Origin of the sequence: Sinorhizobium meliloti (genome assembly GCF_017876815.1) — a bacterium.
Lineage (GTDB): Bacteria > Pseudomonadota > Alphaproteobacteria > Rhizobiales > Rhizobiaceae > Sinorhizobium > Sinorhizobium meliloti.
The window spans coordinates 3,546,017-3,561,174 of the sequence record NZ_JAGIOS010000001.1 but is presented as its reverse complement, the minus strand read 5'-3'; the positions used below and the strand labels follow the sequence as shown (position 1 = coordinate 3,561,174).

Here is a 15,158-nt window from a genome sequence, read left to right as displayed (position 1 = left end):
AAAATGGCTGGAAGAATTTCCGAGAGCAGCGGCGATCTCGACGAGAACAGCGAGATCAACGTCACCCCCTTCATCGACGTCATGCTCGTGCTGCTCATCATCTTCATGGTGGCTGCGCCGCTCGCGACGGTCGACATGAAGGTCGATCTGCCGCAATCCGTGGCAAAGCCGACGCCGCGCGACGACAAGCCGGTCTTCGTGACGTTGAAGGCCGACCTCACGCTTGCCATCGGCAATGAAGAGGCGCCTCGCGAAGCTTTCGTTGCCGAACTCAACCGGATAACCGGCGGCAACACGGAAACGCGCGTGCTCCTGCGCGCGGATCGCCTGGTCGACTACGGCGAACTGATGACGGTCATGAACCTCATTCAGAATGCCGGCTACGGCAAGATCGCACTCGTCGGCCTGGAGGCCGCGCCTGCCCGCTAAGGCCTGTTAAGATTCGGGCAAACCGCAGCGGCTTGTTTGCTCTCCTCATCCCTGGGACGAGCACGATAAACGGCTAGACCTTCGCATGTCCAAAACGATGCCACGGCAGAACGAAGAGGTGGAGGCGAGAGCCCGCCCCAAATATTCTCCCCTACAAGGGCTACGGCATGCACATATCTCTTGTTGTCCAGCCCTTCGCGGATTTACTCCGGAGCGGCGGCATCTGTATTTCCGTCAGTGGCGAGGCTTGCGGATGGGTCCTCGGGATCAAACCCGTATGCGCTAACATTGGCATTAGCGGTCACCCGCCCCTCATCCGCCTGCCGGCACCTTCTCCCCGCAGGCGGGGAGAAGGGACAAGCGGCGCCGACTGAACCCCGCATTCACTGTCCGCCCTAGGGAGCGAGCGGGCGCGACATATCCCTTCTCCCCGCCTGCGGGGAGAAGGTGGCGGCAGCCGGTTGAGGGGCAATCCCGACCGAGCGGCGTTGAGGCGGTTGGGTTCCCGAGGGATCCCTTTCATGAGCAGTATCCGCCGCACCGGCGCGCAAGAGATATGTGTATGCCGTAGCCCGCATGCGGGGAGACGACAAGTGGCTTGACCTTCGCCTATGAATCTCAACAGGCCTTAGAGCGGGATGAGGAAAAGTGTGTGCGGTTCCCCCCACCGCATCCCGCGTCTCGTCAGGTTCCTCATGTCCCGACCGTCAGTCCCGATGTGGGCTGGCGGTGCCTTTTTGCGTGCACAGATGCGCAGTCGCTTGAAACCGGCCGTGCGGCGATCTATGAGCTTTATGCATGCGTCCGAAAGCGCGGAGCGGTTTTGGGCCAACGACATGCACAGAGACAACAACCTAGGGCGCGTCGCATGCATACGATCGGTGCGTTGCGCTTCAGGCAACAGGCTGGCCGCCGCCGGACGCAAGATCGCACGGTCTTTCCGGCGCCGCGCCCATTCCGACACGAGGCAATATCATGAACTTCGAAGCAGCCCGCATCAAGATGGTGGACAATCAGATCCGGACCACGGATGTGACCTCCCATTCAGTCCTGTCTGCTTTCCTGTCGGTCCCGCGTGAGGAGTTCGTGCCTGCCAAGATGCGGGAGCTGGCCTATATCGACACCGATATCGAGCTCGTCGGCGGTTCCCAGCCGCGTTACCTGATGGAGCCGTCGCCGTTGGCAAAGCTCCTCCAGCTCGCGGAGATCTCCAAATCGGATCTGGTCCTCGAGATCGGCTGCGGGACAGGTTACGCCTCGGCCCTGCTTTCGCTTCTCGCCGGTTCCGTCGTGGCGCTGGAGAGCGACGAAGCCCTGGCCGCCACGGCCACGGCAACGCTGACACGCCTCGGTTACGACAACGTCGCCGTGGTGAGCGGCGATCTGACCAAGGGATATGCGGCGGAAGCGCCCTACGACGTCATCTTCATCGACGGTGCCGTCGAGATGCTCCCTGCCGAGCTGTTCGAGCAGCTTCGCGACGGCGGCCGGCTCGTGGCCGTGGAAGGTTTTGGTAACGCATCTCGTGCGAAACTTTACGTGCGCGAATCGGGCATGACGTCCGAGCGAGCTGACTTCAACACCGCCGTGAAGCCGCTTCCCGGCTTCCGCCGCGACCGTTCTTTTGTTTTTTGATGTGCCTCTTATTGAGGTAGCTCAACATATGAGTGCTGAAGCTAAAACTGCAATGTTGCCAATCGGCAACGTATTATTTGTTTCTTTTTGAAATGGCCGTGTAGAGGGTCGGTGCGCAGTTGTCGTAGAACCGAATCCGGAGTTCAAAAGAGCCTGGAAGCGGTGATTTGCCCGCCATGGGTGGCGCTGGGCTTCACTGCAGTGTTTGTGCAGGCCGCCAAACGGTCTGCTGAAAAATGCGGGGTGGCGACGCTGCCCCGATTGATCGGAGGGAAGATGGTGTCGATTGTCCGCAAAGCAGCCTTGTGGGCGGCTGTCTCGACCAGTGTGCTGCTCGCGCCCCACGCCGTTCTCGCGGAGACGATTTTCGGGGCAATGGCCAAGGCCTATGCGAACAACCCGGATCTCAACGCCGCTCGCGCCGGCCTGCGCGCGACCGACGAAGGGGTGCCGATTGCGAAGGCCGGCTACCGGCCGCAGATTTCCGCGTCCGCCACGGGGACGCTCTCACGGGTCGACGCCGAACGGACCGGCACCCGCGACTTTCATTCCGGACAGGTCGGGATTTCCATCACGCAGACGATCTTCGATGGATTTCAGACATTGAACAATGTCAGGGCGGCCCAAGCGGACGTGTTTTCGAGCCGCGAGACGCTGAAAGCCAATGAGATTCAGATCCTTCTTTCGGCCGCGCAGTCCTATGCGAACATAGCCCGCGATCAGCAGGTCGTTTCCATTCGCCGGCAGAACCTGGCCTTCCTTCGGGAACAGTTGAGCGCCGCCCAGGCCCGCCTCGAAGTGGGCGAAGGCACGCGGACGGATGTGAGCCAGGCGGAAGCCGAACTCGCCAACGCACAGTCGCTGCTCGTCGCTGCAATCGCGCAGCTGAAGCAGAGCGAAGCGGTCTATGTCCAGATCGTCGGCGCAGCGCCGACCGGCATCAGACAGCCCGGACCGGCCACGAAGGCCATGCCAAGGTCTCTCGACCAGGCCGTTGCGACGGGGCTGCGGGAGAACCCGCAGATCCTGGCGGCGCAATATGCCGTCGATTCGGCCGGTTACCAGGTGAAATCGGCGGAAGGCACGATGCTGCCGGGCGTCGTTCTCCAGGGCGCCGTGAGCCGTAACACCGGTAATGCCGGTCAGGGGCTTGATGACACGACGGCCAGCGTCACGGCTCGGCTCGAAGTTCCGATCTATCAGGGCGGTGCGGAATACGGCCAGATTCGCCAGGCGAAGGAAATCCTGGGGCAGCAGCGAATCCTCGTCGACTCGGCGCGGGCCTCGGTGCAGCAGACCGTGGTTTCGGCCCATGCGCAGCTCGAGTCCGCACTCGCCAGAATCAGGGCCAGCCGGTCGCAGATCGCCGCCGCCAATCTCGCGCTCGAAGGCGTTGTCGAAGAACGCAAGGTCGGCCAGCGCACGACTCTCGACGTTCTCATTTCGCAGCAGGACGTTCTCGACGCGCAGGAGGCATTGGCCGGAGCGCAGCGCGACGCCGTGGTTGCAAGCTACGCCTTGCTCGCCGCAATGGGCCACCTGACAGTCAGGAGCCAGGGCCTGCAGGTGGCCGAATACCGGGCCGAGGAACATTACGAGGCCGTCAAGGACAAGTGGTTCGGCCTGCGCACCGTCGACGGGCGCTAAGCGGCCCTCAGCCAGTTCGACACAAAACGCCGCGTGCCCTGAGGGCCGCGGCGTTTTGTGTTAGAGCGCAAGTGCATTGCCCCTGCCGAAAAAAACAAATCTGTGCAAGAATTTACCGAGCTGATTCGCGGCGTTTGTTTCGTCGGCGAACTCACTTAAGGTTTGTTCGAATCGGCACACGGAGGGCTTTTTTCCGTGTTCGTCCGCAGCAAACGGGGATTGAAATGGCGCAGCTCAACGTCGCACGTGAACCTTCGATGGATGAGATTCTGGCATCCATTCGCAAGATCATAGAGAGTAACGAGCCTGGTCCGGCCGGAACCTCCGCGCGGCAGACCTTCGAGGACGACGCCGGCGACGATATCGAACTGTCGATAGATTCGGAGATCGAAGCGGATGCGTTCGGATCCGTCGAGGACCAGTTTTCCTCGGTCCGGACGTCACCATCCGCGGTCGACACCCGTACCAACGCGCCGGTACCGCCGTCTGCGCCGCTTTCGCTTGCCGATGTCGCGGCAAGGGTGAGGGCAGCTTCGGAGCGGCAGGCGGTGCATACGGTTCCGAGGGATCAAGCAGGAGCCGAGGAGGCGCGGTCGCCAGCGGATAGCCCGGCGATGATGTCCCGCATCGCTGCTTTCCCCTCGTCGGCCATTCCGGCGAGTGCGGCCGCGAACGCCGAGTCGGCTCCCGTGGCCGGGGATGTGCCGGCGGCCGCGCATGCGACGGCCTCGGACGAGGCGACGGCGCCGGAAAGCACGCCTGGAACGATCGTTTCCCCGGCTGTCAGCCGTCAGGTCGCGCGCGCCTTCGACGAGTTGGCACATGCCGTCGAGAACGGACCCCGGCGTTCGTTCGACGAGATCGCCGAGGCGATGCTGCGTCCGATGTTGCAGGAATGGCTGGACGACAACTTGCCGACATTGGTCGAAAGACTGGTGCGCGAAGAGATCGAGCGCGTTGCGCGCGGGCCCCGGCGCTGACGTAAACGGCAGACAGGCAGGAATTGCTTCTGCCGTCGTGGCAATCCCGGGAAAATCGCTGCGCACTTTTCCCGAAGCGATTTTGATCTGCGCACTTCCGGGCGGAAAACCGTTACACACTTTTCCTGGAAGTGCTCTAAGTCTTTGAACCTGCGCACTTCCGAACGGAAAACCGTTACACACTTTTCCTGGAAGTGCTCTAAGATGGAAGCCGCATGCACGATGGCTGCGGCTTTTTCCCCGTTCAGGTTGACTTGCCCCGGGCCTTCCGGTTTACAAACGCTGACATCAATCTCCAGAAATCGGCGAAAGAATGCTTGATAAAACCTACGATTCCGCAGCGGTAGAACCGAAGATCGCCAAGGCCTGGGACGAGGCGGACGCCTTTCGCGCCGGTGTCAACGCGAAGCCGGACGCGGAGACCTTCACGATCGTGATCCCGCCGCCGAACGTGACGGGATCGCTGCACATGGGCCACGCGCTCAACAACACCCTGCAGGACATCATGGTCCGCTTCGAGCGCATGCGCGGCAAGGATGTGCTCTGGCAGCCGGGTATGGACCATGCGGGTATCGCGACGCAGATGGTCGTCGAGCGACAGCTCATGGAGCGTCAGCTTCCGAGCCGCCGCGACATGGGCCGCGAGGCCTTCATAGAGAGGGTCTGGGAGTGGAAGGCCGAGTCCGGGGGCCTGATCTTCAATCAATTGAAGCGGCTCGGCGCCTCCTGCGACTGGTCGCGCGAGCGCTTCACGATGGACGAGGGCCTGTCCGAGGCGGTCATCGAGGTCTTCGTCAGCCTCTACAAGGAAGGCCTGATCTATCGCGACACGCGCTTGGTCAACTGGGACCCGAAGCTGCAGACAGCGATTTCCGACATCGAGGTCGAGCCGGTCGAGGTCAACGGCCATCTCTGGCATCTGCGCTACCCGCTCGAAGAGGGCGTGACCTATCAGCATCCTGTCGCCTTCGATGAGGACGGCAATGCGACGGAATGGGAGACGCGCAACTATCTCGTCGTCGCGACCACGCGTCCGGAAACCATGCTCGGCGACACCGGCGTTGCCGTGCACCCGGATGACGTCCGCTACAAAGGCATCGTCGGCAAGCATGTCATCCTGCCGATCGTCGGGCGCCGCATCCCGATCGTCGCCGACGAGTATCCGGACCCGACGACCGGCACCGGCGCGGTAAAGATGACGCCTGCCCATGACTTCAACGATTTCGACGTCGGCAAGCGCCAAGGACTGAGGCAGGTCAACGTTCTCACGGCAGACGGCCGGATAACGATCAAGAACAATGAGGATTTCCTCGAAGGTCTCGACCATCCGGCGGCGCTCCATGGCGCCTGGGACCGGCTGGAAGGCAAGGATCGCTTCGAAGCCCGCAAGCTGATCGTCGAGATGCTCGAAGAGGCCGGCCTCGTGGATCATATCGAGCCCCACAAGCACATGGTGCCCCATGGCGACCGCGGCGGCGTGCCGATCGAGCCGCGCCTGACCGAGCAATGGTATGTCGACGCCAAGACTTTGGCGAAGCCGGCGATTGCGGCCGTCAAGGAAGGCAGGACGAACTTCGTCCCGAAGAACTGGGAAAAGACCTTTTTCGAATGGATGGAGAACATTCAGCCCTGGTGCATTTCCCGCCAGCTCTGGTGGGGCCATCAGATTCCCGCCTGGTACGGTCCCGATGGGCAGATCTTCGTTGAGCGAAACGAGGAGGAAGCGCTGCATGCGGCGATCCAGCACTACATCGCCCATGAAGGACCGATGAAGGCCTATGTCGAAGACCTGCTCGAAAACTTCAAGCCGGGTGAGATCCTGACACGCGACGAGGACGTCCTCGACACCTGGTTCTCCTCGGCGCTCTGGCCCTTCTCGACGCTCGGTTGGCCGAAGGAGACGCCCGAGCTCGACAAATACTATCAGACCGATGTGCTGGTAACCGGTTTCGACATCATTTTCTTCTGGGTCGCCCGGATGATGATGATGGGCCTTCATTTCATGAAGGATGCGGACGGCACGCCAGTCGAGCCGTTCCATACGGTTTATGTCCATGCGCTCGTCCGTGACAAGAACGGGCAGAAGATGTCGAAGTCCAAGGGCAACGTCATCGATCCGCTGGAGCTGATAGACGAATACGGCGCCGACGCATTGCGCTTCACGCTGGCGATCATGGCGGCTCAGGGGCGCGACGTGAAGCTCGACCCGGCCCGGATAGCAGGCTACCGCAACTTCGGAACCAAGCTGTGGAATGCGACCCGCTTTGCCGAGATGAACGGGGCAATAAGCAGCGAAGGCTTCATCCCCGAGGCCGCGTCGCTGACGATCAACCGCTGGATCCTGACGGAACTGTCGCGCACCATTCGTGACGTGAGCGAGGCGATCGAGGATTACCGCTTCAACGAAGCGGCGGGAGCCCTTTACCGCTTCGTCTGGAACCAGTTCTGCGACTGGTATCTCGAACTCCTGAAGCCTGTCTTCAACGGCGACGACGAGGCGGCCAAGCGCGAGTCCCAGGCCTGCACGGCCTATGTCCTGGATGAGATCTATAAGCTGCTTCATCCGTTCATGCCCTTCATGACGGAAGAGCTTTGGGAAAAGACGACCGGTCCCGGGCGAGAGCGTACGACGCTCCTTTGTCATGCCGAATGGCCTGCCGCCTTCTATGCGGATGACGCGGCCGCGGACGAAATCAACTGGCTGATCGACCTCGTCTCCGGCATTCGTTCGGTTCGCGCCGAAATGAACGTCCCTCCGGCGGCGATGGCACCACTGGTCATCGTCGGGGCGAAGGCGCTGACGAGCGAGCGGCTCGACAGGCACGCCTCCGCGATCAAGCGTCTGGCGAGGGTGGAAAACATCGAGCACGCGTCAGTGGCGCCCCGCGGCAGCGCTCAGATCGTGGTCGGCGAAGCGACGGCTTGCCTTCCGCTCGGCAGTCTCATCGATCTCGGAGCCGAGAAACTGCGCCTGGAAAAGGCCATTGCAAAGGTCGACGTCGAGCGGGAGCGGATCCTCGGCAAGCTCGCCAACGAAAAATTCGTCGCCAATGCCAAGCCTGAACTGGTCGAGGCCGAGCGCGAGCGGCTGGTCGAACTCGACCTGCAAAGAGACTCGCTCGGCGTTGCTTTGTCCCGCGTTTCGGAAGCGGGCTGAAGCTTCATCGCCCCGGCAGGTTCGCGGTGAAATGGAATCCGCGGCAGCAATGCCGCGGATTTTCTAGTTTCTCGCCCGTGCCGCGAATCGGATGCTTGGTCACTGCGCGAGGTAATGGGAGGTGGGGGCGGCCGACAATGCACGCTTAGGTTTTACGTGCCGGCGTTTCAATAGTGCTCCGCAAGGGTTCCGCGTAAAAAGCCATGTTGTTGTTCCAGCGTCACACACGCCACCTTAAATAGAAATTAGTTCCTCCGGGCGATCAAAATCCTGGCCTTAAAGGAATGAAATTCTACTGGAGCTCGAATTGTGGCGAGAAATGGGAATTCTTACGTAAATCCGGTGACCGTCCCCGCCGGGCCTTTCCCGGGGTTTGCAGTTTGCCATTTCACGCAATCGTGAGGATACTTCCCTCAAGCGCGGCATCGAGCTGGGTGGTCGCATGATTTGGAATGCAGGGGAGGAGCTTGATGGCTCGAATTGGATTGAAGCAGGGTATTCTGGCTGCGGTTGCCGGAATGCTCGTGGCCTCGGCTGCGCAGGCGGGAGGGCTTGAACGCAGCGGCTATAATATCGATCTCTTGTTCGACCCGTCGGACTATGCGGCAGAAGCGACGGCGACCTATGTCAATCCGCAGCGTAAGCTGAAGAATGTAGAGGATACGGATACCGCCGATACGGACATACTCGGCGGGACATTCGGTGGCGGAAACCTGAATTATCGTCCAAGCACCGCGGACGACACCGAGAGCTATTGGGCGCCCCGCATCGGCATTAAGGCTGCCTTGGGTGACAGTATTGACTGTATGGCGGACTACTCGCAGCCTTGGGGCGCCCACACCAACCCCGGCAAAAACTGGGCCGGTGCCAACAACAACATCGAGACGAAGGTGGAGAGCGACAACTATGCGGCCACCTGTTCCTATAAGTGGCAAATGGGACCCGGCTATTTCCGTGTTATTGGCGGTGGGTTCTATCAGGAAGTGGGCGGCTTTAAAGAACGGCTCGTGCAGGATTACACCTTCGCGCCGTTTCCGTTTTCAACCTTTTCCGGCGTCGGTCGTCTCGAGCTGGAAGATAGCGGATGGGGCTGGCGCACCGGCGTCGCGTACGAAATTCCCGAATATGCGATGCGGGCGAGCTTAGTTTATAACAGTGCTGTGGATCTGGATGATCTATCGGGCTTCATCGATCTGCGTCAGCTTGCGTTTCCGAACCCTTTTCCGGTTGGACCTCGGGTGATCACCGGCACCAAATATGACGTTCAGGGTTCGGCCTCGATGCCGGATTCGCTTGAACTCAAGGTTCAATCGGGCATCGCCCCCGGCTGGTTGGCGTTTGGCTCCATCAAATGGACCGATTGGAGTCAGCTGCAGGTTGTAACATTCTGCCCTGCGACGATATCGCCTACTACGCCGTGCACCAGCCTCGACCTCCTTTACCGGGACGGTTGGACGGTTACCGGCGGCATCGGCCACAAGTTCAACGATCAGTGGAGCGGTGCAGTCAGCCTCACCTGGGATCGTGGAACAAGCCAGGGATACGGCGCGCAGACCGATACCTGGACGCTCGGCACAGGCGTTTCCTATACGCCGACCGAAAATGTGGAAATCCGTCTCGCCGGTGTCGTCGGTATCCTGACCAGCGGCAGTTCCGGTCCGGTTGATTTCGAAGGACAAACGATTGGCGGTGACGTCTCCTACGACTTTGGCAATGACTTCGTCGGGGCGATCTCAACTTCTCTGAAGGTCAGGTTCTGACCTCTCGGCAATTACTCCAAAAGGCCCGGTCTCCCCGGGCCTTTTTTGTATCTGGTAACCACGCTTATAAGCGGTTGTGAATGTGACGATTCAGCAACACATTTCCTGCTACGGTTTGCTACTATCCGGACCGGGTCGATTATGTCCATTTCCCGCCACAAAATGAGAGCAGCGATATAGGGACGAAGGCTAGTCGAGTTCCATGCCCGCGTTGAGGTGAAGTGAGTTTGTGTGCCGTCATGATATTCCCTAGCATTGGCCTCAGGCACGCAGCCGGAGCACCGGTGGGCGCAGGAGCCAGTGCGTACAGCATCTTCGCGACGGTGATGGGGTCGGCGTGGCCGGCTCGAACAAAAGAAACTGATTGTTATGCGCGCGGGTGAATTGAAGTCGCTTAGGGTTGCGGTGCTTGGCATGTCGCTGGCGGTTGGCGCAACTGCGGCCGGGCCAGCACGGGCTTTCGATCCCGGAGCCGGCGTGACCAAGGAGTCGGGCCCCTTCGCGCTCTTCAAGTTCGGTTTTTCCGCCTATAAGAGCGGCCGGAAAGACGAAGCGGTAGAGGCCTACCGGTATGCGGCCGAAAAGGGGCACACGGGCTCTCGCTGGGCGCTCGCCAATATGTACGCCTATGGCGATGGGGTCGCGGAGAACGATCTCGAAGCGTTCAAGATCTACAGCGAAATCGCACAACAGGGCGTCGAGCCCGGCTCGGAAGATACCGGCTACTTCGTCAATGCATTGATTTCGCTTGCCGGCTACTACCGGCGCGGCATTCCCGACACCCCGGTAAGGTCCGACCTGTCGCAGGCCAGGCAGTTGTATTTCCAGGCGGCCTCCACTTTCGGCGTGGCGGAAGCGCAATTTCAGCTCGCGCGCATGCTGCTTTCGGGCGAGGGCGGAAGCGTCAATGTCCAGCAGGCCAAGAAATGGCTGAACCGGGCGCGCAAGAATGGTCATGCCGGCGCCATGGGCGTTTTCGGCAACGTCATTTTCCAGGAAGGTCAGACCGCACGCGGTCTCGCATACATGACGGCGGCGCTCGGCCAATGTTCCCCCAAGGACCGGCCCTGGCTCCAGGCCATGCAGGAACAGGCGTTCTCGCTCGCCACCGAAGACGACCGCCGGGTAGCGATAACGATGTCCCAGAACATGCATCTGCAGAACGACGACGATTGAGGTCCCGTGCGGCCTGACCCGAGGATGGCGACCTTAGGGCAGGGAAGGTCGGCTCGCCTCAGGCCGTCTCGAACGCGAATTCAGCCGTTACGGGCACATGGTCGGACGGCTTTTCCCAGGCCCGGACGTGCTTTTCGATAGAGGTCGACACGAGCTTGTCTGCCGCCTCCGGCGACAGCATCAGGTGATCGATGCGGATGCCGAAATTCTTCTGCCAGCAGCCGGCCTGATAATCCCAGAATGAATAGAGCGGCGCCTCGTCGGAGGTCGCGCGCACCGCGTCGGTGAAGCCAAGGTTGCGCAGCCGCCGAAAGGCGGCACGTGTCTCCGGCAGGTAGAGAGCGTCGTTCCGCCAGACCTTTACGTCCCAGCAGTCGTGCGCCTCCGGAATGACGTTGTAGTCGCCGGCCAGGATGAGCGGTTCCTCGAGGACGAGCCTCTGTTCCGCAAAGGCGGCCAGGCGCCGCATCCATGCGAGCTTGTAGGGGTATTTTTCCGTCTCTACCGGATTTCCGTTGGGCAGATAGAGGCAGCAGACCCGAAGGGCTCCGCCATTGACGGAGAACACGCCTTCGATGAAGCGCGACTGTTCGTCGGCGGGGTCTCCCGGCAATCCGCGATTGATCTCGTCCGGTCTCACCTTGGAGAGCAGGGCGACGCCATTGAAGCCTTTCTGTCCATGCGTCTCCACATGGTAGCCGAGCGCCTCGATCTCGCCTCTCGGAAATGTTTCGTCGACGGATTTGATCTCCTGCAGACAGGCGATGTCGGGGTTCGATTCCCTGAGCCAGCCAACGAGGCCGTCGAGACGCGCTTTGACGCCATTGATGTTCCATGTGGCAATCTTCATTGGGCAGCCTTGCATCTCACGAGATTTGAGTCCGTTCGGTCGGTTCGTTCTAGCCGCTGGAAATTCTTTTGACAAATCCGGGATCCGCCACATGGGTCCGGATCAGGCGGCCGCCGTTCCGGCGCATCTTCCGCTTCTTCCCCGCGCTAGATTTCACCCTTAAGTAGCCGAATTGATTCCGCACCGCGTCCGTCTATAGTCCCGCGCATGATCGTGTTCATAGAGAGTTACTGGCCGCATTTTCTGGCGCTGCTTTCGGTCGTCCTCGGCGTCCCGGCAATCATCCATGCGGCGATGACGAAAGACGATGTGCGGGCGGCCGCCGGCTGGGTCGGGGTTGTGCTGCTCTCACCGGTCATCGGTGCGGTCATCTACGCGGTTGCCGGCATCAATCGGATGCGCCGCTCGTCTATCGGCTTGCAGCGCTCGCTGCTGCGCTCGACCGAGCGGGACCCTTTCGGGCGCTTCGATGTCACGCATGATCAGGTGGTGGCCCGTTTCGGACAGCGTTTCGCGGCAATGAAGATGCTTGGAGACCGCGTTGCGCGCTTCACGATGTCGGCGGGAAACCACATCACCATGCTCGAGGGCGGCGACGCGGTCTATGCGGCGATGCTCGACGAGATCTCCTCCGCCCGTCGCAGCATTCTCATCGAGAGCTATATTTTCGACCGCGATCCCATCGGCATGCGTTTCGCCGATGCCCTGATCGCCGCAGTGAAACGCGGCGTCGCCGTGCGCGTCCTGATCGACGCCGTGGGTGCGCGCTATTCCGTGCCGTCCATTGTGGGCTATCTGAAGGAAGGAGGCGTGCCGACCGCCGTCTTCAACGGCAATATCATCATGGGCCTGAGGCTGCCCTATGCCAATCTCAGGACACACCGCAAGATCATGGTTGTCGACGGCGCGGTCGCTTTCGCCGGCGGCATGAACATCCGCGCGGGCTTTGCCGCTGAAATCGCAGGCAAGGCTGCTTCTTTCGACACGCATTTCCGCGTGACCGGACCCGTTGTCGCCGATATCTTTCAGGTTGCCGCGGAAGACTGGCAGTTTTCGAGCAAGGAGGTACTGACAGGCGACGGCTGGCGGCTCGCCGACCTTCCGGCGGAGCCGGACGGGCGATCGGTGCTGATGCGGGCCGTTCCCTCAGGTCCTGACAATACCAACGAGACAAATCACAAGATGCTTATGGGCGCCTTTTCGATGGCGCGAAAACATATCCGGTTGATGTCGCCCTATTTCCTCCCGGACAAGGAATTGGTCAGCGCGCTCGTGACGGCGGCGAGGAAGGGCGTCGAAGTCGACATCGTCGTGCCCTCTGTCAACAATCTGACACTCGTCGACCGCGCGATGACGGCACAGTTCGACCAGGTGCTGAAAGGTCATTGCCGCGTCTGGCGGGCAAAGGGCGCCTTCAACCATTCCAAGCTGATGGTCATCGACGATCGCTGGGCCTATGTCGGTTCGACCAATCTCGATCCCCGCTCCCTGCGCCTCAATTTCGAGTTCGACCTCGAAATACTCGACGAAGCCTTCGCACGCGCAATCGGCGAAAAGGTCTGTGCCATACGCGCGGCCGCGGATGAAGTGACCCTTGCAGGGCTCCGCGCGCAGCCGCTCGTAAACCGTCTGGCAAACCGATTGCTCTGGCTCGGATCGCCCTACCTTTAGCTGTGGCGTTATACAGCGCGAGGCGTCAGATCGAAAAGCTTGTTCCGCATCCGCAGCTTGCGACGGCGTTCGGATTGTTGATCTGGAAGGACTGCCCGAGGAGGTTGTCGACGAAATCGATCTCCGAGCCGCCCATATAGACCAGCGACAGGCTGTCGATCAGGACCTTGGCGTTGTCCTTTTCGAGGATGAGATCGTCGGCATTTGCCGCGTCCACCAAATCGAACTTGTAGGAGAAGCCCGAGCACCCGCCGCCTTCGACGGAGACGCGCATCGCGCTCTTGTCCTTCTCCGCCTGGAGAATGGCGGCAATGCGTCTGGCCGCCGCATCCGAAAGCGTAACTGTTTCCTGCATCTTATTTGCCTCCTGCCGGGGTCAAGAACCGGAGAGATTCGTCTTCGCTCTGACGCTATAATCGCATGCCATGACAGGCGATCTTCAGGCTTGCCGCAAGCCGCTGTTCCGCCCCGAGGGGACGGAGTCGCCGGCCGGCGTCGCTTTCCTGTAGCGCTTTCTATAGGTATGAAGGCTTGAATGTCCCGTCAATGGGATGACGCGCGCAGGTGTGAAATGACAGTCGACAGGCAGGCCCTTGGTTTCGGTTACGGTGAACACGCAGCTTATGCATCGAACCCCTGGGCTTCCCGCGGCAGACTTTATCCCGAGGCATCGAGCCCGACCCGTTCCGATTTCCAGCGCGACCGCGACCGCATCGTTCATACCACGGCCTTCCGGCGGCTGAAGCACAAGACGCAGGTCTTCATTGCCGCCGACGGAGACCACTACCGCACGCGGCTCACGCATACGATCGAAGTCGCTCAGATCGCTCGCGCTCTCGCCAGGGCGCTGAAACTGGACGAGGATCTCGCCGAGGGTGTGGCGCTCGTCCACGATTTCGGCCATACGCCGTTCGGGCACACCGGCGAGGACGCACTGCACGAGGTGCTGGAGCCCTATGGCGGCTTCGATCACAACGCCCAGTCGCTGCGCATCGTCACCAAGCTGGAACGGCGCTATGCGGAGTTCGACGGCCTCAATCTCACCTGGGAGAGTCTCGAAGGGCTCGTCAAACACAACGGCCCGCTGATGACGGCCGACGGGCAGGGCCTCCGCGGCCCGGTTCCGCAGCCGATTCTCGATTACTGCGCGCTTCACGACCTCGAGCTTGCGAGCTTTGCGAGCCTCGAGGCGCAGGTGGCGGCAATTGCCGACGATATCGCCTATAATACCCACGATATCGACGACGGTCTGCGTGCCGGCTATCTCACTTTCGAAATGCTGGAAGAGATACCGTTTCTCGCCCGGTTGATGCGCGAGGTCCACGACCGATATCCGGGCCTTGAAAGCAGCCGGTTCACGCATGAGATCATGCGGCGGCAGATCACCGCCATGGTGGAGGACGTCATCGCCGTGGCGCAGAAAAGGCTTGGTGAAGTCCGGCCGGAAAGCGCGAAAGACGTGCGATGCGCGGGCAGGGTCATGGCCACCTTCTCGGATGAGATGAGCGAGACGGACCGCCAGATCAAGAATTTGCTGATGACGCGCATCTATCGGCATCCGGAGGTGATGCGGGTACGGCAGGGAGCGGCATCGATCGTAACGGACCTCTACCGGGCCTTCATGGACGATCCGTCGCTGATGAAGGAGCATTACTGGATCGACCAGATCGCCGGTATGGCGGAGCCGGCCCGGGCGCGTCACGTCGGGGATTATCTCGCCGGTATGACCGATACTTTCGCGATAAGCGTGCATAGGCGCTTGTTTGACCATACGCCCGATTTGCGCTAGTGACGCCCCCGCGTGGAGGCTGCAGGTTCTCGATGGACCCGGCCTCCTTTGAATTTGCGCCATT

The 15,158-nt window shown here is 61.0% G+C and carries 11 protein-coding genes; 9 read left to right on the top strand and 2 right to left on the bottom strand.

The window, feature by feature from the left end; genetic code table 11:
• Positions 1–3: 3 nt before the first annotated feature.
• The 7 genes from exbD to exoR all read left to right on the top strand — a co-directional run bounded on the left by exbD (position 4) and on the right by exoR (position 10,784).
• Positions 4–429 carry a TonB system transport protein ExbD gene (gene exbD / locus JOH52_RS17275; protein WP_010969268.1) on the top strand — a complete coding sequence of 142 codons (426 nt, stop codon included), beginning with the start codon at positions 4–6 and terminating at the stop codon, positions 427–429.
• A 975-nt stretch (positions 430–1,404) separates the two neighbouring features.
• Complete coding sequence (locus JOH52_RS17270; protein WP_010969269.1) at positions 1,405–2,064, top strand: protein-L-isoaspartate O-methyltransferase family protein; 660 nt, start codon at positions 1,405–1,407, stop codon at positions 2,062–2,064.
• A gap of 276 nt (positions 2,065–2,340) precedes the next feature.
• Complete coding sequence (gene tolC, locus JOH52_RS17265; protein WP_010969270.1) at positions 2,341–3,711, top strand: outer membrane channel protein TolC; 1,371 nt, start codon at positions 2,341–2,343, stop codon at positions 3,709–3,711.
• A gap of 224 nt (positions 3,712–3,935) precedes the next feature.
• Positions 3,936–4,691, top strand: a complete 756-nt coding sequence (locus JOH52_RS17260; RefSeq protein WP_010969271.1) for a PopZ family protein — start codon at positions 3,936–3,938, stop codon at positions 4,689–4,691.
• Positions 4,692–5,004: 313 nt separating this feature from the next.
• A complete protein-coding gene (locus JOH52_RS17255) occupies positions 5,005–7,848 on the top strand; it encodes a valine--tRNA ligase (protein ID WP_010969272.1) in 2,844 nt (947 codons plus the stop codon).
• Between the two features lie 470 nt (positions 7,849–8,318).
• On the top strand, positions 8,319–9,608 hold the full coding sequence (locus JOH52_RS17250; RefSeq protein ID WP_010969273.1) for an OmpP1/FadL family transporter: 1,290 nt from the start codon (positions 8,319–8,321) through the stop codon (positions 9,606–9,608).
• A 369-nt stretch (positions 9,609–9,977) separates the two neighbouring features.
• Positions 9,978–10,784: a two-component system ChvIG regulator ExoR gene (exoR, locus tag JOH52_RS17245; RefSeq protein WP_003534542.1), complete on the top strand. Its 807-nt coding sequence runs from the start codon at positions 9,978–9,980 to the stop codon at positions 10,782–10,784.
• 58 nt (positions 10,785–10,842) lie between these two features.
• Here exoR and xth read toward each other — a convergent pair whose 3' ends face one another.
• Entirely contained in the window at positions 10,843–11,634 is a 792-nt protein-coding gene (gene xth / locus JOH52_RS17240) for an exodeoxyribonuclease III (protein WP_003534544.1), read from the bottom strand.
• 207 nt (positions 11,635–11,841) lie between these two features.
• Here xth and JOH52_RS17235 point away from each other — a divergent pair, with 207 nt between their 5' ends.
• On the top strand, positions 11,842–13,305 hold the full coding sequence (locus tag JOH52_RS17235) for a phospholipase D-like domain-containing protein (RefSeq protein WP_010969274.1): 1,464 nt from the start codon (positions 11,842–11,844) through the stop codon (positions 13,303–13,305).
• A 25-nt stretch (positions 13,306–13,330) separates the two neighbouring features.
• Here the strand turns inward: JOH52_RS17235 and erpA are convergent, their stop codons facing one another.
• Complete coding sequence (gene erpA / locus JOH52_RS17230) at positions 13,331–13,660, bottom strand: iron-sulfur cluster insertion protein ErpA (protein WP_003534548.1); 330 nt, start codon at positions 13,658–13,660, stop codon at positions 13,331–13,333.
• A 216-nt stretch (positions 13,661–13,876) separates the two neighbouring features.
• On the opposite strand from erpA, the gene JOH52_RS17225 reads away from it, so the two are divergent.
• The gene (locus JOH52_RS17225) at positions 13,877–15,094 is read left to right on the top strand and encodes a deoxyguanosinetriphosphate triphosphohydrolase (protein ID WP_003534550.1); all 1,218 of its coding nucleotides are present in this window, start codon (positions 13,877–13,879) and stop codon (positions 15,092–15,094) included.
• Positions 15,095–15,158: the final 64 nt, after the last annotated feature.